The sequence below is a fragment of the Rhodanobacter sp. T12-5 genome (assembly GCF_008329435.1).
In the GTDB taxonomy this organism is placed as follows: domain Bacteria; phylum Pseudomonadota; class Gammaproteobacteria; order Xanthomonadales; family Rhodanobacteraceae; genus Rhodanobacter.
On sequence record NZ_NPKN01000001.1, the window covers coordinates 281607 to 303792 of the forward strand.

General features: G+C 65.1%; 21 protein-coding genes. 8 read left to right on the forward strand and 13 right to left on the reverse strand.

The window, feature by feature from the left end:
* Window positions 1-21: 21 nt before the first annotated feature.
* From CIW53_RS01190 to mgtA, 5 genes are all read left to right on the forward strand, one after another.
* Window positions 22-594, forward strand: a complete 573-nt coding sequence (locus CIW53_RS01190; protein WP_149362877.1) for a hypothetical protein — start codon at window positions 22-24, stop codon at window positions 592-594.
* Window positions 594-1769: a COX15/CtaA family protein gene (locus tag CIW53_RS01195; RefSeq protein ID WP_149362878.1), complete on the forward strand. Its 1176-nt coding sequence runs from the start codon at window positions 594-596 to the stop codon at window positions 1767-1769. The genes CIW53_RS01190 and CIW53_RS01195 overlap by 1 nt, the downstream gene beginning before the upstream one ends.
* 1 nt (window position 1770) lies before the next feature.
* Entirely contained in the window at window positions 1771-2673 is a 903-nt protein-coding gene (gene cyoE, locus CIW53_RS01200; protein ID WP_149362879.1) for a heme o synthase, read from the forward strand.
* A 305-nt stretch (window positions 2674-2978) separates the two neighbouring features.
* A complete protein-coding gene (locus CIW53_RS01205) occupies window positions 2979-3227 on the forward strand; it encodes a hypothetical protein (protein ID WP_149362880.1) in 249 nt (82 codons plus the stop codon).
* A 149-nt stretch (window positions 3228-3376) separates the two neighbouring features.
* Window positions 3377-6025: a magnesium-translocating P-type ATPase gene (mgtA, locus tag CIW53_RS01210; protein ID WP_149362881.1), complete on the forward strand. Its 2649-nt coding sequence runs from the start codon at window positions 3377-3379 to the stop codon at window positions 6023-6025.
* An 88-nt stretch (window positions 6026-6113) separates the two neighbouring features.
* On the opposite strand, the gene CIW53_RS01215 is transcribed toward mgtA, so the two are convergent.
* The 6 genes from CIW53_RS01215 to rpsU form a co-directional block, all read right to left on the reverse strand.
* Window positions 6114-7115 (reverse strand): bile acid:sodium symporter family protein, encoded by a 1002-nt coding sequence (locus CIW53_RS01215; protein ID WP_149362882.1) that lies wholly within the window; start codon window positions 7113-7115, stop codon window positions 6114-6116.
* A gap of 295 nt (window positions 7116-7410) precedes the next feature.
* Window positions 7411-8031, reverse strand: coding sequence for a DedA family protein (locus CIW53_RS01220; protein ID WP_149362883.1), 621 nt, complete (start codon window positions 8029-8031; stop codon window positions 7411-7413).
* Window positions 8032-8137: 106 nt separating this feature from the next.
* Window positions 8138-9874, reverse strand: a complete 1737-nt coding sequence (gene dnaG, locus CIW53_RS01225) for a DNA primase (RefSeq protein WP_149362884.1) — start codon at window positions 9872-9874, stop codon at window positions 8138-8140.
* Window positions 9875-10042: 168 nt separating this feature from the next.
* On the reverse strand, window positions 10043-10216 hold the full coding sequence (locus tag CIW53_RS01230; protein WP_149362885.1) for a DUF1328 domain-containing protein: 174 nt from the start codon (window positions 10214-10216) through the stop codon (window positions 10043-10045).
* Between the two features lie 197 nt (window positions 10217-10413).
* Window positions 10414-10860 (reverse strand): GatB/YqeY domain-containing protein, encoded by a 447-nt coding sequence (locus CIW53_RS01235; RefSeq protein ID WP_149362886.1) that lies wholly within the window; start codon window positions 10858-10860, stop codon window positions 10414-10416.
* A 165-nt stretch (window positions 10861-11025) separates the two neighbouring features.
* Window positions 11026-11241, reverse strand: a complete 216-nt coding sequence (rpsU, locus tag CIW53_RS01240; RefSeq protein ID WP_007081639.1) for a 30S ribosomal protein S21 — start codon at window positions 11239-11241, stop codon at window positions 11026-11028.
* Window positions 11242-11342: 101 nt separating this feature from the next.
* Between rpsU and tsaD the strand changes: the two genes are divergently transcribed.
* A complete protein-coding gene (gene tsaD / locus CIW53_RS01245) occupies window positions 11343-12374 on the forward strand; it encodes a tRNA (adenosine(37)-N6)-threonylcarbamoyltransferase complex transferase subunit TsaD (protein ID WP_149362887.1) in 1032 nt (343 codons plus the stop codon).
* A gap of 95 nt (window positions 12375-12469) precedes the next feature.
* Here tsaD and CIW53_RS01250 read toward each other — a convergent pair whose 3' ends face one another.
* From CIW53_RS01250 to CIW53_RS01260, 3 genes are all read right to left on the reverse strand, one after another.
* Window positions 12470-13189 (reverse strand): pseudouridine synthase, encoded by a 720-nt coding sequence (locus tag CIW53_RS01250; RefSeq protein WP_149362888.1) that lies wholly within the window; start codon window positions 13187-13189, stop codon window positions 12470-12472.
* An 88-nt stretch (window positions 13190-13277) separates the two neighbouring features.
* Window positions 13278-14057 carry an ABC transporter permease gene (locus CIW53_RS01255; RefSeq protein ID WP_149362889.1) on the reverse strand — a complete coding sequence of 260 codons (780 nt, stop codon included), beginning with the start codon at window positions 14055-14057 and terminating at the stop codon, window positions 13278-13280.
* Window positions 14054-15019: an ABC transporter ATP-binding protein gene (locus CIW53_RS01260; RefSeq protein WP_149362890.1), complete on the reverse strand. Its 966-nt coding sequence runs from the start codon at window positions 15017-15019 to the stop codon at window positions 14054-14056. The genes CIW53_RS01255 and CIW53_RS01260 overlap by 4 nt, the downstream gene beginning before the upstream one ends.
* Window positions 15020-15110: 91 nt before the next feature.
* Here CIW53_RS01260 and CIW53_RS01265 point away from each other — a divergent pair, with 91 nt between their 5' ends.
* Together CIW53_RS01265 and CIW53_RS01270 are read left to right on the forward strand one after the other, a co-directional pair.
* Window positions 15111-15857 (forward strand): FAD-binding oxidoreductase, encoded by a 747-nt coding sequence (locus CIW53_RS01265; RefSeq protein ID WP_149362891.1) that lies wholly within the window; start codon window positions 15111-15113, stop codon window positions 15855-15857.
* A gap of 296 nt (window positions 15858-16153) precedes the next feature.
* Window positions 16154-16522: a hypothetical protein gene (locus tag CIW53_RS01270; RefSeq protein WP_149362892.1), complete on the forward strand. Its 369-nt coding sequence runs from the start codon at window positions 16154-16156 to the stop codon at window positions 16520-16522.
* Window positions 16523-16580: 58 nt separating this feature from the next.
* Here the strand turns inward: CIW53_RS01270 and CIW53_RS01275 are convergent, their stop codons facing one another.
* The 4 genes from CIW53_RS01275 to CIW53_RS01290 all read right to left on the reverse strand — a co-directional run bounded on the left by CIW53_RS01275 (window position 16581) and on the right by CIW53_RS01290 (window position 21785).
* Window positions 16581-17525 (reverse strand): fimbrial protein, encoded by a 945-nt coding sequence (locus CIW53_RS01275; protein ID WP_149362893.1) that lies wholly within the window; start codon window positions 17523-17525, stop codon window positions 16581-16583.
* Window positions 17522-20296: a fimbria/pilus outer membrane usher protein gene (locus CIW53_RS01280; RefSeq protein ID WP_242451727.1), complete on the reverse strand. Its 2775-nt coding sequence runs from the start codon at window positions 20294-20296 to the stop codon at window positions 17522-17524. Before CIW53_RS01280 ends, CIW53_RS01275 begins: the two co-directional genes overlap by 4 nt.
* A complete protein-coding gene (locus CIW53_RS01285; protein WP_149362894.1) occupies window positions 20293-21036 on the reverse strand; it encodes a fimbria/pilus periplasmic chaperone in 744 nt (247 codons plus the stop codon). Before CIW53_RS01285 ends, CIW53_RS01280 begins: the two co-directional genes overlap by 4 nt.
* 92 nt (window positions 21037-21128) lie before the next feature.
* Window positions 21129-21785: a fimbrial protein gene (locus CIW53_RS01290; protein WP_149362895.1), complete on the reverse strand. Its 657-nt coding sequence runs from the start codon at window positions 21783-21785 to the stop codon at window positions 21129-21131.
* Window positions 21786-22186: the final 401 nt, after the last annotated feature.

The window sequence follows — 22186 nt, forward strand, 5'->3', positions numbered from 1 at the left end:
CCACGAACCCGATGACCTCCGATGAAAGAAGTTGATCCCGCCGCCCTGCGCAAAAGCCGAAGGTTCCTGCTGCTGATCGCGCTGGTGTTTGCCGCGCCGATGATCGTCGCCGGCCTGCTCTCCTGGAGTGGGTGGCAGCCCGGTACCAAGGGCAACGGCGAGCCGATTCTGCCGCAGCGCAATTTCGTCGACGAGAAGCTGCAGGTGCGTCTGGATGACGGCACATTGTGGCCGTGGCGCGACAGCGAACCGCGGCTCACCCTGATCGCCCTGGCTGGTCCGGACTGCGCCGCACGGTGTTTCGAGACGCTGACCGGCATCGCCAAGGCACGGCTCATGCTCAATCGCAATCAGTCGCGCCTGCGCCTGCTCTATCTCGGCGCGCCACCGGTCGATCCGGGTCGGCGCGCGGCAATGAATACGTACTGGACGCTCGGTCGTGATGTCGAAGGCAAACTGGCAGCCTATGTGCCGACCACGCCGGACACCGTCAGTGTCGTGCTGGTGGAATCCAACGGCACCGCGCTGTCGCTGTACCCGGCAGGCTTCGACGGTCCCGGACTGTTGCGGGACATGGTGAAGGTGATCAAGTGATGTCGGCACGCTCCCTGAAAATCCTGCGCTGGCTGTCCCTGTTCGCGGCATTGTTCGCGTTCGGGCTGGTGATGTTCGGCGCGTTCGTGCGGCTGTCCAACGCGGGCCTGTCCTGCCCGGACTGGCCGACCTGCTATGGCCAGGTGACCTGGCCGCAACACGCACAGGCGGTGGCGCATGCCGACGCGGCCTTTCCGGGTCGCCCGTACGAGGCGCACAAGGCATGGCGCGAGCAGGTGCATCGCTTCCTCGCCGGCACGCTCGGCGTGATGGTGCTGCTGCTGGCACTGTTGGCTAGTTGGCGCAAGCCCCGCGCTCGGCTGGCGGTGATCGTCGGCGCGGTGTTTGCCGCGATCGGTGTGGGTTTGTACATGCGCGGCGAGCACCAGTGGTCGTCGCTGCTGGCGGTATTTGCGATCGCGCTGCCGCTGTTCGCGGCAGTGCGGCTGCCGCGGCCGGGTGCGTGGAGAATCAGCGTGCTGGCGCTGGCGGTGATCATCTTCCAGGCGATGCTCGGCATGTGGACGGTCACCTTGCTGCTCAAGCCGGTGGTGGTGACGGGGCACCTGCTCGGCGGCATGACCACGTTCGCCTTGCTCGCCTATGCAGCACTGCGTTTCGCCGGCGTGGGCGCGGCGGACAACCGTCTTGCCGACCTGCGCCGGCTGGTGACGGTCGGTCTGGTGCTGTTGTTCTGCCAGATCGCGCTGGGCGGCTGGACCTCGGCCAACTACGCGGCACTGGCTTGCGGCTATGGCCCGGGTTCGTTTCCGCAGTGCCTGAACCAGTGGGCACCGCCGACCGATTTCCACCAGGGCTTCGTGCTGTGGCGCGGTATCGGCGTCAATTACGAAGGCGGCGTGCTCGACATGGCCGCGCGCACCGCGATCCAGATCGTGCATCGGCTCGGCGCGCTGGTGGTGTTCTGCTATCTGGGCTGGTTGGCGACCCGGCTGGCGCGACGCGGGCTGCGCCTGTACGCGGTGGCGATCGCATTGGCGTTGGTGAGCCAGGTGCTGCTTGGTATCAGCAACGTGTACTTCGGGCTGCCGCTGGCGGTGGCGACCGCGCACAATGGCGTGGCGGCCTTGCTGCTGTTCACCTTGCTGGCCACGCTGGCGCGCACGCAGCCGCGGCATGACGAATCGATGTTCCTGTCGTTGGGGCGACGTTGAAATGAATCTGATCCATGAGTATCTGCAGCTGACCAAGCCGCGCGTCGTCGCGCTGCTGGTGTTCTGCGCGGTGATCGGCATGTTCCTGGCGGTGCCGGGCATTCCGCCGTGGCGTGCGCTGGTGTTCGGCACGCTCGGCATCTGGATGGCCTCCGGTTCGGCCGCCGCGTTCAACCACCTGATCGACGAGCGCATCGACAAGCTGATGGCGCGTACCGCGCGGCGTCCGCTGGCAACCGGCTCGCTGACCCCTCGCCAGGTGCTGGTGTTCGCGGTACTGCTGGGGATCGCCTCGATGCTGGTGCTGGCGTTGCTGGTCAATCCGCTGACTGCGCTGCTCACCTTCGGCGGCCTGATCGGTTACGCGCTGGTGTACACCGCCTACCTGAAACGGGCGACGCCGCAGAACATCGTGATCGGTGGCCTCGCCGGCGCGATTCCGCCGGTGCTGGGCTGGACTGCGGTGACCGGTGCGCTGCATCCGTTCGCGTTGCAGCTGTGCCTGATCATCTTCGTGTGGACGCCGCCGCATTTCTGGGCGTTGGCGATCTTCCGCCGCGACGATTACGCGCGAGCGCAGGTGCCGATGCTGCCGGTCACCCACGGCATCGTCTATACCCGCTGGCAGGTGCTGTTCTACACCGTGCTGCTGGTACTGGTGACGCTGCTGCCGGCCATGACCGGCATGAGCGGGCTGATCTATCTCGGCGGCGCGATCGTGCTCGACATCGGCTTCCTGTATTACGCCGTACGGATGCTGAATCCGCCGGACGAGCTGTTCCCGATGAAGGTGTTCAAGTACTCCATCATCTATCTGATGGCGTTGTTCGCGTTCCTGCTGGCCGACCACTGGCTGGTCGCGCCGATCGTGCGGAACGGGTTCATGCTGCAGTCGCCGGTCTGAACCGCCGCGGCGGCGGCACGTAGAAACTTTCGCTTGCGCAAGCGTTGACACTTGCGCGGCGCAGCACGACAATGCGCGCGCCCTCCGGCGCGCTGCGCCGGCAGGCTTCCTGTCCTGACTAACCAAGGCATATGGACGTTTACCCTAGTCGCAACGTCGACACCCGCTCGCTTCGGGTGCCGGCACAGCAAAACAAGCAAAACGCCTGCGGCGACCGCCTGCGGTCGGCTGGTGCTTTCCTGATCTAGGGAAAGTCCGGCCCACCCCTGACGACGCCTCCGGCGTCGTTACGAGGAGATGGGCCGATGAAGCTCCTTCGCGAATTTTTCCGCCTGCGTGCCGCAGGCATGCGTGCCGTACTGGGTCGCGGCGCTGCCGCGTCGCCGGTATTCCATGTGACCGTACCCGCACCGCTGCAACGTGGGGCCGATGAGGCTGCCGTGGTAGTCGAACTCCCGCGTGCGGCCAACTCCGGCCCGATGACGGCACGGCGTGAGCCGGCCTCGTTTTTGAAAGCGCCGCGGCATCGCCGGCTGGGTTCCGGCCGCGGATGATCGTCATCGTCCGACGCAAGGGCTGGCCTCCCCCAGATCGGAGCGACCTCCGGGCATGGGCCGCACCAGCGGCCGCACAGCGCGGTGTGGCGGCGGACTGACCCGCCTGCGCTTCGCGGCATTCGGCATCCGATATACAGAAGCGCAGCATGAACAAGAACTCCAATCCGTCCGCCGGCAAGGTGGCAGGCAAGGTCGCCCCGAAGAGCGTGCCGATGGTCGTGGTGCAGCAGGCATTGCGCGATGCCGCCGCCGTGCTGGCCACGCTGGAGAGCACGCCGCAAGGCCTCGACGAAATCCAGATCGGCGCGCGGCTGCATCGCGACGGGCCGAACGAGGTGTCGCGCGAGAAACCGCCGCACTGGTCGCTGCAGCTGCTGCGCGCCTTCAAGAACCCGTTCATCGTGGTGTTGCTGGTGCTGGCCGGCGTGCAGTTGTTCACCGACCGCAGCGACCTGACCGGGCCGGTGATCATCGCGGTGATGGTCGGCATCAGCGTGGTGCTGAGCTTCACCCAGGAGTTCCGTTCATCGCGTGCCGCCGAGAAGCTCAAGGCGATGGTGCGCAATACCGCCACGGTGACGCGGCGCGCCTCCGACGGCCACAGCGAGCAAATCGAAGTGCCGGTGGTCGAGCTGGTCGTCGGCGACATCGTGCATTTGGGTGCGGGCGACATGGTGCCGGCCGACCTGCGCCTGCTCAGCGCCAAGGACCTGTTCATAAGCCAGGCGATCCTTACCGGCGAATCGCTGCCGGTGGAGAAGTCCGCGCCCGTCGCGGGAGCCGAAGCTGGCATCCGCGGCGATCCGCTGGAGTTGCCAGGCATCTGCTACATGGGCACCAACGTGGTCAGCGGCAGCGCCGTCGCGGTGGTGCTGGCGACCGGTGCACGCAGCTACCTCGGTTCACTGGCGCACAGCATGAGCGGCCAGCGCGTGCAGACCAGTTTCGACCGCGGCATCCGTTCGGTGAGCTGGCTGCTGATCCGTTTCATGGCGGTGATGGTGCCGGTGGTGTTCCTGATCAACGGGCTGGACAAGCACAACTGGACCGAGGCGTTCCTGTTCGCGCTGTCGATCGCGGTGGGGCTGACCCCGGAAATGCTGCCGCTTATCGTCACTGCCAACCTGTCCAAGGGTGCGCTGGCGATGTCACGGCGCAAGGTCGTGGTGAAGCGGCTCAACGCGATCCAGAACTTCGGCGCGATGGACGTGCTGTGCACCGACAAGACCGGCACGCTGACGCTGGACCGGATCGTGCTGGAACGCCACCTCGACCTCGATGGCGAGGAGTCCGACGAGGCGCTGGAATACGGCTACCTCAACAGCCGCTTCCAGACCGGCCTGAAGAACCTGATGGACAAGGCGGTGCTGGCGCACCGCGACCTGGAGGCGGCGGCGATGCGCTACCGCGTGGTCGACGAGATCCCGTTCGACTTCCAGCGCCGGCGCATGTCGGTGGTGGTGGCCGACGGTGGCGGCGAGCACCTGCTGATCTGCAAGGGTGCGGTCGAGGAGATGCTGTCGATCTGCGCATTCGCACAGACCGGCGACGTGATCGAGCCGATGACCGACGCGCGTCGTCGTGAGATCAAGGCGATGACCCACGGCCTCAACGAGGACGGCCTGCGCGTGCTGGTGGTGGCGGTACGGCGGCAGCCGGCGCACGCGCATGCCTATGGCGTGGCCGACGAGGACGGCTTGATCGCGGTCGGCTGCCTGGCCTTCCTCGACCCGCCGAAAGACTCCGCCGCCACCGCGATCCGCGCTCTGCACCAGCACGGCGTCCAGGTGAAGGTGGTTACCGGCGACAACGAGGCGGTGACCCGCAAGATTTGCCGCGAGGTCGGGCTCGATGTCGCCGAATCGGTGCAGGGCCGCGACATCGAGGCACTCGATGACGTCGCACTGGATGCGCTGGTGGCGCGCGTCACAGTGTTCGCCAAGATGTCGCCGCTGCAGAAGGCTCGTGTGGTGCGTTCGTTGCAGCGCCTGGGCCACACGGTGGGCTTCCTCGGCGACGGCATCAACGATGCGCCGGCACTGCACGACGCCGATGTCGGCATCTCGGTGGACAGCGCCACCGACATCGCCAAGGAGTCGGCCGACATCATCCTGCTGGAGAAAAACCTGATGGTGCTGGAGGAGGGCGTGCTGGAAGGCCGCGTCACCTTCGGCAACATCATGAAGTACATCAAGATGACGGCCAGTTCGAACTTCGGCAACGTGTTCAGCGTGCTGGTGGCCAGTGCGTTCCTGCCGTTCCTGCCCATGCTGCCGCTGCAGATCCTGGTGCAGAACCTGCTGTACGACATTTCGCAGCTGTCGATCCCGTTCGACCGCATGGACGAGGAATACCTGAGCCGCCCGCGCAAGTGGGATGCTGGCGACATCGGCCGCTTCATGGTTTGGATCGGCCCGGTCAGCTCGATCTTCGACATCACCACGTTCTGGCTGATGTGGCACTACTTCGGTGCGAATTCGCCGGCACACCAGTCGCTGTTCCAGTCAGGCTGGTTCATCGAAGGCCTGTTGTCGCAGACCCTGATCGTGCACATGATCCGCACCCGGCGCATCCCGTTTCTGCAGAGCGTGGCGTCCGCGCCGGTGCTGGGACTGACCGTCGCGATCATCGTGGTCGGCATGCTGATCCCGTTCAGCGCGATCGGCGCGAAGATCGGCATGTCGCCGCTGCCGCCAATGTACTTCGCATGGCTGGCGCTGACCTTGGTCAGTTACTGCGTGTTGACCCAGCTGATGAAACTGATCTACATCCGCCGCTACGGCCGCTGGCTGTAACGCCGCCGGCTCTTGTGGGATCGGCTTCAGCCGCGATGGCCTGCAGCGAAGTGCATCAAGAGCATCGCGACTGAAGTCGCTCCCACATTCAATCGGCCTCGTGGCGATCTTCGGTATCCGTGCCGTTGCCAAGTGCCGCATATCTGCGCGCCACCACCGCGCACACCATCAATTGCAGCTGATGAAAAATCATCAACGGCAGCACCAGCGCGCCGAGGCCGCCGAGCTGGCCGGCGAACAGGATCTTCGCCATCGGGATGCCGCTGGCCATGCTCTTCTTGGAGCCGCAGAAGACAATCGTGATTTCATCCTCGCGCGAAAAACCGAGCCGGCGCGCGGCCCAGGTCAGCGTGGGCATCACCAGCGCCAGCAGCAGTGCGCACATCGCCAGCGTGGACAGCAGTGCCGGGATCGGCGTATCACGCCACAATCCCTCGACCACCGCGGCACTGAAGGCGGTGTACACCACCAAGAGGATCGTGCCCTGGTCGGTAAAGCCGAGCACCGGCTTGTGCCGGTCGACCCAGCCGCCGATCCAGCGCCGCGCGACATGCCCGAGCACGAACGGCAGCAGCAGCTGCAGCACGATGTCCAGCACGCCGTGCCATGACGTGCCGCCGCCACGGCTGGCCAGCAGCAGGCCTACCAGCAGTGGCGTCAGCACGATGCCGATGAGGTTCGACATCGACGCGCTGACCACCGCGGCGGACACGTTGCCGCCGGCGATCGAGGTGAATGCGATCGACGATTGCACCGTCGACGGCAGCGTGCACACGAACAACACGCCGAGATAAAGCTCAGGCGTCAGCCATGCATGCCCGAGCGGCCGCAATGCGAGCCCCAGCAGTGGAAACAGCACAAAGGTGCCGGCAAATACAGTCAGGTGCAGCCGCCAGTGGATCAGGCCTCGCATGATCGCCGCGCGCGGCAGCTTGGCACCGTGCAGGAAGAACAGCAGCGCGATCGCACCATCGGTGAATACGTCGAACACTCGTGCCGTCTCGCCCCGGCACGGCAGCAGCGAAGCCAGCAGCACGGTGGCGAGCAGGGCGAGGGTGAAGTTGTCGGGACGATGGCGAAGCAGGGGCATCGGGGTCGGGCAGCTGGAGTGGCGATCAGTGTAACCGCGCGATCGAGTCACTCATGCGGCGAGGTGGCCTTGCGAACGGTACCTGCGGCGCCACGAATTTCCACCGTGATCAACTCTCTTCGAACCGCACTGGTCGCACTACTGCAAGAAGGTCCGGCTGGCGCTCAACTACAGGGGCTGGCATGGCGTGCCGTCGAGATCGACGCGTTCCGCAGGGACCGGCTGCGCTCGCAGCCGTTGCCTTGCGCCGCGGCAAGGCAGGGTGTGCCGTGGCGGCTGCCCCGGTGTTCTGACTTCAGTCCAGCCCGCAGCGGGCGCGGCGTCGATGCCGCCACCACGACACCAGCACCACCAGCACGAGCAGACCGACCAGCACCCACAGGCTGCTCTGGCCGCGGTGCATCCATTTCATCAGCCACTCGTGGTTGTCCGCGCCGAAGAAGCCGAGGTAAACCCAGAACGGCACGCTGATCAGCGCGGCCAGCGTATCGATCAACAGAAAGCGCAGGAACGACACCCGATGGGTGGTGCCGGCGGTGAGGTAGACGGTGGTCCGCATGCCGGGCAGGAAGCGCGCGAAGAACAGCATGCGGTTGCCGTAGCGGTCGAATTTTTCCTGCACCTTGGCGTAGCGCTCCGGGGTCAGCACGCGCGCCACGAACCGCCATTGCAGGATGCGCGCGCCGTAGTGGTGGCCGAGCATGAAGATCGCCGCATCGCCCAGCAGTACGCCGAACATCGTCAGCGCGAACATCGCATGCACGTTGGCATAGCCGAGCCCGGCGATCACGCCGCCGGCGACCAGGGTGATGTCTTCCGGCAGCGGCAGGCCGGCACCGCAGATCATCAGCGCGATGAACACGGCGACGTAGCCGTTCTCGGCAAAGATGGTGATCAGGTGTTGCAACAGATCCATCGCTATCCCTGCATCTCGTGCGAAACCGACATCGCTGCCGTCGGGCCTGCTCCAACAGACGGGTTGCGGCCCATTGCCTGCGGGCCCGGCAGCGGCGGCATGGCGGTCATGCCGGCGTCACCGACGGACGTGCACGAGCGGCCAGCAGTTCGCGCAATTCCGCTTTCTCGGCACTGTCCAGCTTGCCGTCGCGGCTCTTCGCGGTGAGTGCGTCGCGGCGTTGGGTGATCGCCTGATCCTCCATTCGCGCCAGCGCATCGAAGAACTCGATGCGCTGCGCCTCGGGCTCGCCCACCGACATCGCCGCCATCAGTTTCTGCAGCGAGGGATATTCCGGCCGTTCGGCAAAATGCTCCACCAGCATCGCGGAGTTGATGCCCGGACGCGCGCGCGCGAGGTCGAGCAGCTCAGCCAGCAAGCCCACGCCGGGCTTGTCCAGGCGCAGGAAACGGTAGGGTTTCTCCACCTGATCGGCCACGCCCGGCTGCGCCAGCAGCAACGAGATCGCGCTGCGCACCAGACTGCGCTGCACCGCCGTGGGCCGCTGCATGGCGCGATGGCTGGCCGGATCGGCCTGCAGCATCGCGCGCGCGCCGCTGCGCTTTTCCAGTTCCTGCGCCATCAGGTCGCGGAACGCGCCGTCGGGCAGTTTCGCGATCAGCGGGCGGGCGCGTTCGGCCAGTCGGGCGCGGCCATCGAGGCTGGCCATGTCGACATCGTGCGACAGCTCGTTGAAGAAATAGTCGGACAGCGGCATCGCTTCCCTGATGCGCTTTTCGAAACCGTCCCTGCCTTCCTTGCGCACGAGCGAATCCGGATCTTCGCCGTCGGGCAGGAACAGGAAATACGCCTGGCGGCCGTCGCGCAGCCGCGGCAGCGCCGACTCCAGCGCCTTCCAGGCGGCGGCGCGGCCGGCGCGGTCGCCGTCGAAACAGAACACCACGTCGGGTGCGGCGCGGAACAGCACCTCGGTGTGCTCCGGCGTGGTCGCCGTGCCCAGCGTGGCCACCGCGATCGGCAGCCCGGCCTGGTGCAGGGCGATCACGTCCATGTAGCCCTCGACCACCACGATGCGGACGAGGTTCTGGTTGGCCTGCTTCACCTGCCACAGCGCAAACAGCTCGCGGCCCTTGTGAAACAACGGGGTCTCCGGTGAGTTGAGGTATTTCGGCGATTGCTCCGAACTCAACACCCGTCCGCCGAACGCGATCACGCGACCGCGGCGATCGAGGATCGGGAACATCAGCCGCTCGCGGAAGCGGTCGTACTTGTGGCCTTTCTCGTTGCTGGCGACCATGCCGGCTTCGTTCAGCAATTCCATCCGGCGCGGCGTGTTGCCGAGCGACTTGATCACGCCGTCGTAGCCTGCCGGTGCCCAGCCGAGGCGGAAGCGCCTGATGGTCTCCGCATCGAGCCCGCGCTTCCTGCAATAGGCCTGGGCGTCGGCGTTGCGCGGCAGCTCGCCTTCGTACCAGCCGGCTGCGGCATCCAGCAACGCGTACAGGTCGGTCTTGTCCTCGCGGGGCGCGGCTTCGCGACCGCCCTCGCGCGGCACGGTCATGCCGACCGTCTGCGCCAGCTCCTCGACCGCATCGGGAAACTCCAGCCGGTCGTAGTCCATCAGGAACTTGATGGCGCTGCCGTGCACGCCGCAGCCGAAGCAGTGGAAGAACTGCTTGGCCGGGCTGACGTAGAACGACGGCGAACGTTCGTTGTGGAACGGGCAGCACGCGGTCCACTCGCGCCCGGCCTTCTTCAACGGCACGCGCCGCTCGATCACGTCGACGATGTCGACGCGGGCAAGCAGTTCATCGATGAAGCTGTCGGGGATCAGGCCACGCATAAGTGACCTAGTTTAGTCGGTTGCCGCCGGGGTGGCTTGGCCCATGGCCACGTCGGCGACAACGCCACCAAGGTTGTCCGGCGACAATATCTCCATATTTCGGCGAAATCCGGCCATCGTCGGCTCGAGCCGGGTCGACTCTAGGCAATTCGTGGTGGCCTGCGTCGGTCAGAGCACAAGGTGGAAGACGCCGATCACGGCCAGCAGCGCCAGCACGAACAGGATCACGAAGCACACGAACAGCACTTTGGCGATGGTGGCGGTAGCGCCGGACACGCCGCCGAATCCGAGCCAGCCGGTGATCAATGAGACGATGGCGAAAATGATGGCCCACTTCAGCATGTGTTTCTCCCGCGGCGATGGTCACTCGCACGGATGTCGGCCCGGCGAGTCGTGAGCGTTTTGTAGCGAAACGTGCGTGAAAGCGGTGCATTGCCGCTGTGATGCGCTTTCGAGACCGTCCACCCTGCCCACGATCGATACACCCTGCGGTGCGGGGCGCGCCTTGGCAACACTCCCTCGTCGCCGGGCCTGTAGCCTCAACCGGCCAGACGCGCCTTGATCTTGCCCGAGACCACGCCCATGTCGGCGCGGCCGGCGGCTTTTTCCTTCACTGCGGCCACCACCTTGCCCATGTCGCGTGGCGAGCTGGCGCCGGTGTCGGCGATCGCGGCGGTGATCAGGGCATCGATCTCCGCCTCGTCGAGCTTGCTGGGCAGGTAGGTCTCGATCACCACCATTTCGGCGCGCTCGATCGCGGACAGGTCGTCGCGGCCCGCGGCGTCGAACTGGCTGACCGAGTCCTTGCGCTGCTTCATCATCTTCTCGAGTGTGGTCAGCACCTGTACGTCGTCCAGCTCGATCCGCTCGTCTACTTCGCGCTGCTTGATCGCTGCCAGCATCAACCGGATCACGCCCAGCCGGTGCTTGTCGCCGCCGCGCATGGCGGTCTTCATGTCTTCGGTGAGCTGCTGCTTGAGGGTCATGGCGTGGGCCTCGGGAAGTGGGTTATCGATTCTACGGAAACGACAAAGCCGGCGTTGCCCTTCGGGACAACACCGGCCAAGTCGATTCTGCTGTGCTTGCGGTGGCTGCGAGAACCCGCGCCTACCGTGTTTCACATGATCCGCCGCGACGGCGGATCGGGAAACTCAGTACAGACGGACCTTGCGCGAAACGTCGCGCGACAAACGGCGCAGGTGACGCTTCACGGCGGCAGCGCGCTTGCGCTTGCGCTCCTGGGTCGGCTTCTCGTAGAACTCGCGCTTGCGCGTTTCGGCCAGGACGCCGGCCTTCTCGCAGGTACGCTTGAAACGACGCAGTGCGATCTCGAACGGCTCGTTCTCGCGAACTTTTACGTTGGGCATGGAAACTCCGGGTGGTAATCTGCCTGCTCTTGCAGGACAGTGGAATGTGGTGAGCCGGGAATTATACCGTGCACGATGAAGAATTTTCAAAGGCCGAGCCAATGAAGCCGATTCTTGGCATCGAGAGCTCCTGTGACGAGACCGGCGTGGCCCTGCTGCGCTGGGAGCCGGAAGCGCCTGGCCGCGGCCTGCTGGCGCACACCTTGTACAGCCAGATCAGGCTGCACGCCGATTATGGCGGCGTGGTGCCCGAGCTGGCCAGCCGCGACCACGTGCGCAAGCTGGTGCCGCTGATTCGCGAGGCGCTGGCCCAGGCCGGACTCACCGTGCAGGACCTGGGTGGGGTGGCCTATACCGCCGGTCCCGGCCTGGTCGGCGCCTTGCTGGTGGGCGCGTCGCTGGGTCGCGCGCTGGCCTGGGCGCTGGGTGTGCCGGCGATCGGCGTGCATCACATGGAAGGTCACCTGCTGGCGCCGCTGCTGGAGGAAAACCCGCCGGAGCCGCCATTCGTGGCCTTGCTGGTGTCCGGCGGCCATTCGCTGCTGGTCGAGGTCAAGGCGATCGGCCAGTACGCGATTCTTGGCGACACGCTGGACGACGCTGCGGGCGAGGCCTTCGACAAGACTGCCAAGATGATGGGCCTGCCGTATCCCGGCGGCCCGGCGCTGGCGAAACTGGCCGAGCAGGGGCGTGCCGGCGCGTTCCGCTTCTCCCGGCCTATGACCGACCGGCCGGGGCTGGATTTCAGCTTCTCCGGCCTGAAGACCCAGGTGCTGCTGGCCTGGCAAAAGTCGGATCAGAGCGACCAGACCCGCGCCGACATCGCCCGCGCGTTCGAGGAGGCTATCGTCGACACGCTGATCATCAAGTGCCGCCGTGCCCTTGAGGCCAGTGGCGCGCAGCGGTTGGTGATCGCCGGTGGCGTCGGTGCCAACCGAAGATTGCGCAGCGAACTGGCCAAGGCCGGCGAGAAGGACGGCTTCCGGGTGTATTTCCCGCGACTGGATTTCTGCACCGACAATGGCGCAATGATCGCGCTGGCCGGCGCGATCCGCCTGGCCAACGGCCAGCACCAGGACGAAACCGTGCAGGTGCGCCCGCGCTGGGATCTGCAGGCCCTGCCGGCCGCGTAGCGGGCCGCTATTGTGGGAGCGGCTTCAGCCGCGATGCTTTTGGGCCAACCGGAAAAACATCGCGGCTGAAGCCGCTCCCACGGAAAAGCGGGGAGTCACCACTGCGTGTGGCCGGGCAGCAGACCCTTCAATTCCGCGTCGGTGAGGTTGCGCCACTGCCCGACTTTCAGGTGCGCCAGCTTTACGTTGTCGATGCGCACGCGGCGCAACTGGGTCACGCGGTAGCCGAACGCGGCGGCCATCAGGCGGATCTGCCGGTTCAGTCCCTGGGTCAGCACGATCGAGAAGCCGAACTTCGCGATGCGGCGGGTGCGGCAGGGTTTCGTCATCTGGTTGTGGATGCGCACACCCTTGGCCATGCCGGCCAGGAATTCGTCGGTGACCGCCTTGTTCACGCCGACCAGGTATTCCTTCTCGTGGTGGTTTTCCACGCGCAGGATCTCGTTGACGATGTCGCCGTTGCTGGTCAGCAGGATCAGTCCTTCGGAATCCTTGTCCAGTCGACCGATCGGGAAGATCCGTTGCGGGTGGTCGATGAAGTCGACGATGTTGCCGTCCACGCTCTGGTCGGTGGTGCAGGTGATGCCGACCGGCTTGTTCAGCGCGATGTAGATGGCCTTCTTCGCCGCCGGCGTGGCGGCGAGGATGCGCGCCTTGACGATCTCGCCGTCGACGCGTACCTCGTCGCCATCCAGCGCCTTCGCGCCGGTGGTGACCACTTCGCCGTTGATGCTGACGCGGCCGGCCAGCAGCAGCTCGTCCGCCTCGCGGCGCGAGCACAGGCCGGTTTCGCTGATGTATTTGTTGACGCGCATAGGGCAGGAATGAGTGGAGAGGAGTGAGGAATGAGTGGCGGTTGGCGGCTTTTACTCATTGCTCACTCCTCTCCACTCGTTTCTGCTCTCAGGAGCGCAACCCGACGCCCCGTTTGAGCAACTGCAGCGCCACGATCGACAGCGCGACCACGAACCCGATCATCACCACGAACGCCACGCCGACATTCACGTCGCTGATGCCGAGTACGCCGAAGCGGAACGCGTTGACCATGTAAAGGATCGGGTTGGCGCGCGAGATCGCCTGCCACGGCTCGCCCAACATGTTGACCGAATAGAACACGCCGCCAAGGTAGGTCAGCGGGGTCAGGATGAAGGTCGGCACCAGCGCGATGTCGTCGAACTTCTTCGCATAGACCGCGTTGACGAAGCCGGCCAGCGAGAAGATCGTGGCGCCGAGCAGCACCGAGGCGAACGTGATCAGCGGATGCATCACGTGCAGGCTGGTGAAGAACAGTGCGATCAGCAGTACCAGGATGCCCACGACGAGCCCGCGCGCCACCGCACCGGCCACGTAGCCGAGCAGGATCACCCAGTTCGGCATCGGCGATACCAGCATCTCCTCCACCGCGCGGCTGAACTTGGCGCCGAAGAACGAACTGGAGATGTTGCCGTAGCTGTTGGTGATGATGCTCATCATCACCAGGCCCGGCACGATGTACTGCATGTAGGTGAACCCGCCCGCGATGTTGCCGATGCGGCTGCCGATCAGCTTGCCGAAAATCACGAAGTACAGCGTCATGGTGATTGCGGGCGGAATCAGCGTCTGCGTCCAGATGCGCATGATGCGTGCGATTTCGCGACGGACGAGCGTGTTGAGGGCGACCAGGTTGGCGGCGGCGTTGCTCATGCGGCCTGCTCCTGCGGGCTGCCGTTGCGGCCGCCTTCCACCAGTCGCACGAACAGCTCCTCCAGCCGGTTGGTCTTGTTGCGCATCGAAGTCACCGTGATGCCGTGCGCGGACAGCGCCGCGAACAGCGAATTGAGGTCGTGCGAGCGGGCCATTTCGGCCTCCAGCGTGTGGTCGTCGCGGCGGCGCAGGCCGACGTTGGGCAGCGTCGGCAACTCGGTCGGCATCGACGCCACGTCCAGCATGAAGGTTTCCACGTCCAGCGTCGCCAGCAGGCGCTTCATGCTGGTGTTCTCGATGATGGTGCCGTGGTCGATGATCGCGATGTTGCGGCACAGCGACTCGGCTTCCTCCAGGTAATGCGTGGTCAGGATCACCGTGGTGCCGGCCGCGTTGATGGCGCTGACGAACTGCCACATCGAGCGGCGGATCTCGATGTCGACGCCGGCGGTGGGCTCGTCCAGGATCAGCAGCTTCGGCTCGTTCATCATCGCGCGGGCGATCATCAGTCGCCGTTTCATGCCGCCGGACAGCGTGCGCGCCTGCATCTGCGCCTTGTCCCACAGGCGCAGTTCCTTCAGGTATTTCTCCGCGCGCTCGATGGCTATTTTCCGCGGAATGCCATAGAAGCCCGCCTCGTTCACGCAGATGTCGAACGGCTTCTCGAACTGGTTGAAGTTGATCTCCTGCGGCACCAGGCCGATCAGCCGCATCGCCGCGCTGCGATCCTTGTTGACCGACACCCCGAACACTCGCGCGTCGCCGGAAGTGGAGTTCACCAGCGAGGACAGTATGCCGATCAGGGTGGACTTGCCGGCACCGTTGGGGCCGAGCAGGGCGAAGAAGTCGCCGGGCTGCACGGTCAGGCTGATGCCTTTCAGCGCTTCGACGCCGTTGCCGTAGGTTTTGCGCAGATTGTCGACGACAAGTGCGGGGGCCGTATCTAGGGACTGCGGGGACATGGGCTGCACCGAGGGGATTAGCCCCTTATTATAGCGGGCTACCCCAGCCCGTCTGGCCGCGCCAGCCGCACGCACCGTTTCGGAAACCTTCATGGCCGACCATTTCCAGCTCCGTCTCGTCGACAGTTACATGCTCGCCCCGGCGGTGCGCCACCTCGTGTTCGAGCGCGCCGACGGCCAGCCGCTTGCCTTCCAGCCAGGCCAGTTCCTGCAGGTGCACTTCCACTACGACGACGGCACCGCGACCAAGCGCAGCTATTCGGTGGCTACCATCGGCGATGGCAGCTCGCCGGTGCGGCGCATCGAGATCGCGGTGAGTTACGTCGAAGGCGGCGCCGCCACCAAACTCCTTGGCGAACTGCCCGAGGGCGGCGTGATCGACGCCAGCGGCCCGTACGGCCGCTTCTGCCTGCAGGACACCGACACCCATCCGCGCTACCTGCTGCTGGCCACAGGCACCGGCGTCACCCCGTACCGCGCCATGCTGCCGCAGATCGAGAAACTGCTGGCGAAGGGTGACCGCCAGGTGGTGCTGTTGTACGGCGCCCGCAGCGAGGCCGAACTGCTCTACGGCGAAGAGTTCGAGGCGTTCGCGAAAACCCATCCCGGCTTCCTGTTCCACGGCTGCCTCAGCCGCGAAGCTCGCGCAGTGCCGCGCCCCACCGACCGCAGCGGCCACGTGCAGAACGTGCTGGCCGAACTCGGCCCGCAAGCCGACCGCGACATCGCGTACCTGTGCGGCAACCCGAACATGGTCGACGCGGCGTTCACGGCGCTGAAGGAGTTCGGTTTGCCGGTGTCGCAGATCCGGCGGGAGAAGTACATCTCCTCGCGTTGATCAAGGTTGGCGCCCGCGCGCCGATATGACATCTGACTCGCACCGTGCCATCGGGACGAGCCCTGGGCGGTGACATCGTGAACGATTCGCCTCACGCGCGGCTCACGGTCCGGGTGGGTAAATCACCGCAGCGACAGGTGGTTGCGGCGAAGTCGGGCCCGGAGCGTCACTTGATTGTGACGCGCGTCACATTTTGCGACACAGGCCTGTCCTGAGCGGTAAAGCTCGGGCGAAGCCGGCCGTAAGCCACTCAGGGAACCCCGCAAAGGCCGGGGTCACCTCAAGAGGTGAACGGTATGGCTCGTCCGCTCGGCACCAGAATTTCCGGTTGCGTATTGATCGCGCTGGCCATGCTCGCGAGCATGCCGAGCGCGAACGCGGCAACCGGCCGCATCGTGTTTTCGGGTGCTGTCGTGGAGCCCACCTGTTCCACCGAAAGTGCCTCTGACCCTATGGCGAGCCATTTGCAGGCGGTGGATGGACTTGCGCCGGGTCGTTCGACCTGCGGCCAGACGCCCACCGACCCAGGCCGCTCTTATTCGCACACGGTGGTCAGTCTCGACGCGGCGGTCATAGCGAACGACCGGCTGCTCGAGTACTTCGCCGGCTATGCAAATGTCGAGGGCGAGGTACGGGCGAAGTTGGTCGTGCGTACCTACGAATAACTGCGAAAGGCTTTGCGCGAAGCAAGCCACCGCGCCTTTTGACAAGAGACCAAGGTCGCTACTGGTATGAGAGCGTGAATGTTGCGGTGGCAGTGAGCTGACCTGCGCTCACCGTGCTTCCGGTCTGGTAGTACTGGGCGAAGTAATTCACCGAGAGTGCGCCATCCGGTGTAGCTCCAATGGTTTTGGCGACACCGAATTGCACGGGTGTCACCCCCGACGAGTCCAGCAACTGCACACCGACGCCGCCGCTGCCACCGCTCGATGGCGCGATGACGCCGGCCTTGCCGGCAACCGGTGTGGCCGTGTCCAGGGTGATGCGTACCACGGCACCGCTGGAGCAGCTCAGCCCGATCTGGAAAGGCTTGGTGCCCGCGACCGAATCCACGCCGCTGAAGGTCTGGCTGGTTACCGTGGGCAAGGTCACGAGGATGTTGCTGGTGGTCACTTGGCAGGCGGGTGCTGTGAACGTCAAGGTATTGGCCAAATTGATTACCGCGTCGATGATGTAATTGTTGTCCGTGCCTGCCTTGAACTTGGACAGTGAACCCTGCAGGGAGCTGCCATCGGTGATGGGACCTGTCTTCACCAGTTCGATCGTGACCGCATCCTCCTCCTGCCAGGACTTGTTCCCCAAGTCCAGGTAAGGGTACGCATGGATGTAGCTGCCATTCTGCATAACTCGATACCCCACGCCGGGGGTGCCGGTGGGGAAAAGATCCGTATTGGCTGGCAGGTTGGCTTCGGAGGGAGCCACCAGACCCCAGCCATTTCCGTTGCCATTGCAGCTGAAACGGACATAGCCACTGACCCCTGTCGGCACCGAGGTATAGAGCACGCTGCCCGCAGGAATGCTCGGATCGTTGACGATAGTCGTCGGCACGGATACCGAGTACGTACCCGTTGAGCTGGGCCAGCTGAAGCTGCAACCGGCTGCATATACCTGGCCCGGCACCAGCCCCAGCAACAACAGCATCATCCACAGCCAGTTGGCGCGCATCATGTTCCACTCCTGGCAACCTGCGTATCGCGTGACGGTTCGCAGGTGACTTCTATCTGTTCGAACTTCGTCTTGTCTTGCGCTTTTTTCAGTTGGTAGGGGAGCGAGCAGGTGCGGGTCACGTCCTGATCCTGCCACTGCACGCTGAGGCGGTCGCTCGCGTGCTGCAGGCGTACCATGATCCGCCCGGCCTGGCCCACCACGCCTATCGCGTGGCCTTGCTCGTCCGTCACTTCCGCGCCGAACGGCAAGGTCTTGCCGTCGGGGAGATGCGTCTGGATCAACACGAAGTGGCCACTTTCGCTCTTGAATTTCACCATCACCACGGCGCCGGCACGCGGTGCCACTTGGGCGCTGGTGCTGTCGAGTTGTACGTCCAGCGAGAGGCCGGTGGGGTCGATGTTGATGGTGTTGAGGATGTAGGGGGTGACGTAGGGCACGAGTGCGTAGCCGGCGCGGTCGATGCGCACGCCGGCCGCATTGCCGACGCGTGCGCCTGCGGCGTCCGGCGCCGCCACGATGGCCACGGTGTCGCCCAGCGGCAGGCCGAACGTGATGCCGCCCGGGTGCGCAACGACACCACCGGCGACGCTCAGCGACGATTGCGAGTAGCCGCTGCCCGCGCCGAAGCCCGCATTGATCTGCACATGCGCGCCACGGTAGCCCGCGTTGACGCTGCCGGTGCTGCCCGCGCTGCCGGTGCCTGTGTCTCCGCTGTCATGCGTGGCCGTGGCACCGTAGTTGAAGCGGTCGTCGACGCCGGCAGTGCCGCTGAGCGTGGCCTGCTCCTGCATGCCCCCGTGGCTGTCGCGAGCGAGTCCGCCGGTGAGCAGGGGCTGGTGCGAACCGCTGCCCAGCGGAATCGTGACATTCGCCATGTAGCGGTTGTCGCTGCGCCCGAACAAATCGCGCTCGCGGCTGGCGGAGAGGTTGTAGTTCACCCGGCCGAACGAATTGTTGTAACCGACCTGGAACTGCGTGTCGGTACCGCCGCGGTTCCAGTAGTCGCGAGCCGAGCCGCTGACATACAACGAGCCGCCGCGAGCGCCCAACTGCTGGCTCAGGGTCAGGCTGAAGTTGTTGCGCTGTCGGTCCACGCCCGTGGATATCACCTGGTCGCGAAAATCGTTGCCGGCCAATGCCGCCTGCTGTTCCGGTGTGAGCAGGTCGGATATCGGAATGCCATTGATCGTCAGCGGTCGCGCCGGGCCGCTGGCAAACACGGGCAGGCCGCGACGCGCGTAGTCGCGCGCCCGCACGGCGTCGCCCAGGGTGAGGTAGCCGCTGGTGGAATAGCGATACGCAGCCACGGTCAGCGATGTGCCGGTCTGCGGCAGCGTCTTGCTGTAGCTCAGGCGCACGCTCTGGCCGGACATGGTGTCGATGCCCGGAATGCGCGTGTGCGCGGCGGTGACGTCCATGGCGAAGGCGCCGTAACGCGTGTTCAGTGCACTGCCCAGCAACAGCGCCGCGTAGCCTTGCGAACCGGTGGCGCCGGCGTAGCCGGTCAGCATGTTGGTGAAGCCGCGCTGCACGGTGGCCTGCATCACGTCCGGCTTGTGCTTGATCGACTCGTCGCGGATCTGGCCAGCGGCCACGCTGAAACGGGTGACGCCCGGACGCAGCAGCTGCGGCACGCTGGCGTAAGGCACCGAGAACGTATGCACGCGGCCGCTCGCTTCGGTCACGGTGACTTCGAAGTCACCGCCATAACCGGTGGCGTAGAGGTCATCGATGGTGAAGGGGCCGGGCGCGACGGTGGTCTGGTAGATCAGCATGCCGTTCTGGCTGACGGTCACCTTGGCGTTGCTGTCGGCGACACCACGCACCGTGGGCGCATAGCCGCGCAGCGACTGCGGCAGCATGCGGTCATCGGTGGCAAGCTGCACGCCGCGCAGGCCGATGCTGTCGAAGATCTCGCCGCTGGTCCAGGAGTCGCCCAATGTCAGCTGTGCGCGAATGGATGGCAAATCGCGCTGCGCGTAGGTGGCGATGTTCTGCCAGCGATGGGTGGAAGGTGCGCCGCCGATGCCCGACTGCCAGTTCAGCGAGGAGTTGTGGCGGATGTGCCAGCGCCCCAGGTTCAGTCCGGCATTCAGTCCGAGATACGCCGAGGTCTGCGCCAGGCCCTGGCTGCTGGTGCGGTAGCTGTTGAAGTTGTAGTTGAGCAGGCCGGCGTTGACGCCGGAATCCCAGTACTTCGGGTCGACGTAGCCGCGTGCCATCAACCCCAGATAGGCCTGCGGCACGCTGGTGTCCAGCCGCAGATCGGACATCTCGAAATTCATGCTGGCGCCGGGAATCACGCTGGCCATGTCGACGCAGACGTTGGCGTCGGTCAGATCGGCGGTGGTCTGCGCCGGCAGATCGACCGGGTGCAGGCCCAGTTTGTCGAGCAGCGTCCGGGTCACGCAGGGCGTCGCGCTGGCATCGGCCGAGGGTGCGGCAAAGCGCACGTCGCTTCGGCCGACCGGGCCGTCGTTGAGATAGATGTCGACGCTGTACGTGCCCGAAGGCACGAAGTTGCCGCGCTCGAAGCGCGACAGGTCGGTGGTGTTCTGCCCCGCACCGGAAAGCATGCTGCGGTCGAAGCTGGCATCCATGGCGTCACCTGCCGGAGCGCTGGCGTCCGCGCTCGGGCCAGCGGCCGCTGCGGCGGCCGCGTGGCCACCCGAGCCGCACAGCGCCAGGCCGATCAGCGCCGACAACAACGGCCGACGGGCTGCGAGCCCGCGCGAAGCCGTCATCGAAGCGCTGGCGCGGGCCGGGTTCACGGAGAAATCGTGCCCTTGTAAGGTGTGGCCGCACCGAAATCGTTGATCGTGGTGTAGTCGACAACGCTACCTGCCGCCGCTGCGTGATCCAGGTTCTTGATCGGCAGGCGCAGTGTCGACAGCGGCGCCACCATGCCGCTGTCCGATGCATATGCCGTGCTGTCGACGCTCAGCGAGAGCTTGCTGAAAGTGATGTAGTACGGCGTGGGGTTGTGTGCCTCCAGCGCGTAGCCGCTGCCGTCCGCGACCGCCTTCCAGGTGATCTGCTGCGCCGCGATGGTCGGTTCGCCGGCGAGGTTGGCCGGGCGAAAGAAAAGCTTCAGCCGCGAACGCACGGCGAATTGCAACGTGTTCCGCTCCTCGCCCGGTTTTGCCGTGGGCTTGGGTGGAATCTCCAGCACGTTCAGCCAGAACAGCGACTCGCGGTCCGTCGGCAACGGCTGGCCGGTATAGATGATGCGCAGGCTCTGGCCCTTGCCCGCATTCATGCGCACCAGCGGCGGCGTGATCAGGAACGGCACCTTGGCACTATCGGGGGTGGAGGCGGGGTTGCCGCTGTCGATCCATGCCTCGACCAGGGCCGGCTGGCTGCCGTCGTTGCTCAGGCGCACCGTGACCTCGCCATTGGCGGCCGGAAACACCACGCGGGTGCCGGCGATCACGACACTGGCGTTGGCGGCGCCGGTCGCGGCGCAAAGCCCGATCAGGGCTGAGCCCAAGGCGCAGAGCAGGCTTTTCATCGAGGTATTCCGTAGCGGATCGAAGGTGTGACACCGTGTCCGGCGAACGCGCTGCAGCCTGGATCGCTGGCTGCAGCGCGTCGATGCTTCACTTACAGGTAAGTCAGCGTGAAGCCGACAGAGGTCTGGACCAGACCGGCCGTGGCCGCTCCGCCGACCGCGACATACCGGGCCTTGAGCGAAGTGGTACCGGTGCCGCTCGACAGTGCGATCACGGGGGCATTGGTGTTGTCGCTGGTATTGATCACGGCGTTCGCACTGTTCAGCAGTTGCACCATGACGTTGGTGGCGCTGCCGGTGTTCTTGAGGTAGCCGGTGGTGCTGTCGATGTTCGTGCCGTTGAACACCATCGTTGCGCTGATGGCGTTGGTATCGCAGGCGGACAGGCCGATGGAGAACGGGGTGCTGCCCGCTGTCGTACCAGGCGTTGCCAGTGCTCCGGTCATGACGGACGGCAGGACCACGGCAGCTCCGCCGTTGACGTTGACGGTGCAGGTGTCGGCAAGCACCGTGCCCTTGATGGTGATGGTGCCGCTGGCAGGAGCAGCCTGGGCGGTCGGAGCGAAAGCGACGGCGGCCATGACGGCAACCAGCGCGGTGGAGAGCAGAGTCTTCTTCATTCGGTTTTCCTCGTGAGTAAATAGATACGACTGCAGCGCTGCGCCCTGCACGGGATGCAGGCTTTCAGCAAGGTTTTGACGCAACCGGTGGGCTTCTTCGGCGAAGCCCGATCCCCCCGGACGAAACACGGACCGCGAAAAATCCGCCGCGGCTTAAGTACCCTGAAGCAACCGCCATGCCAATATTCGTCGACCGACGGAACGCCTGTTCCAGGCGGCCTTTACTGACCATCAACGAAAATTTGACGTATATGTCAGCTTCCGCTCACAAATTATGTCACTCAAAGTGCGAACTGCGTCACTTAATTTAACAAATTATCATCAACTTGTGAGATTGGCTCATGTGATTTGTGACAAAATGTCAAGTTTACTTGACATCAATCATTCCGTCCGAATGACATGCATGCTTGACATTCAGGCTTCGGCGAGGAGACGAACATGCACAAGGTTGACTGCTCGATCCTGCGGCATCGCCGGCCCTGTTCCGACCTTGTTGAGCCTGCTGGCGAAAGAGCTGTTCTGGCAGGGCC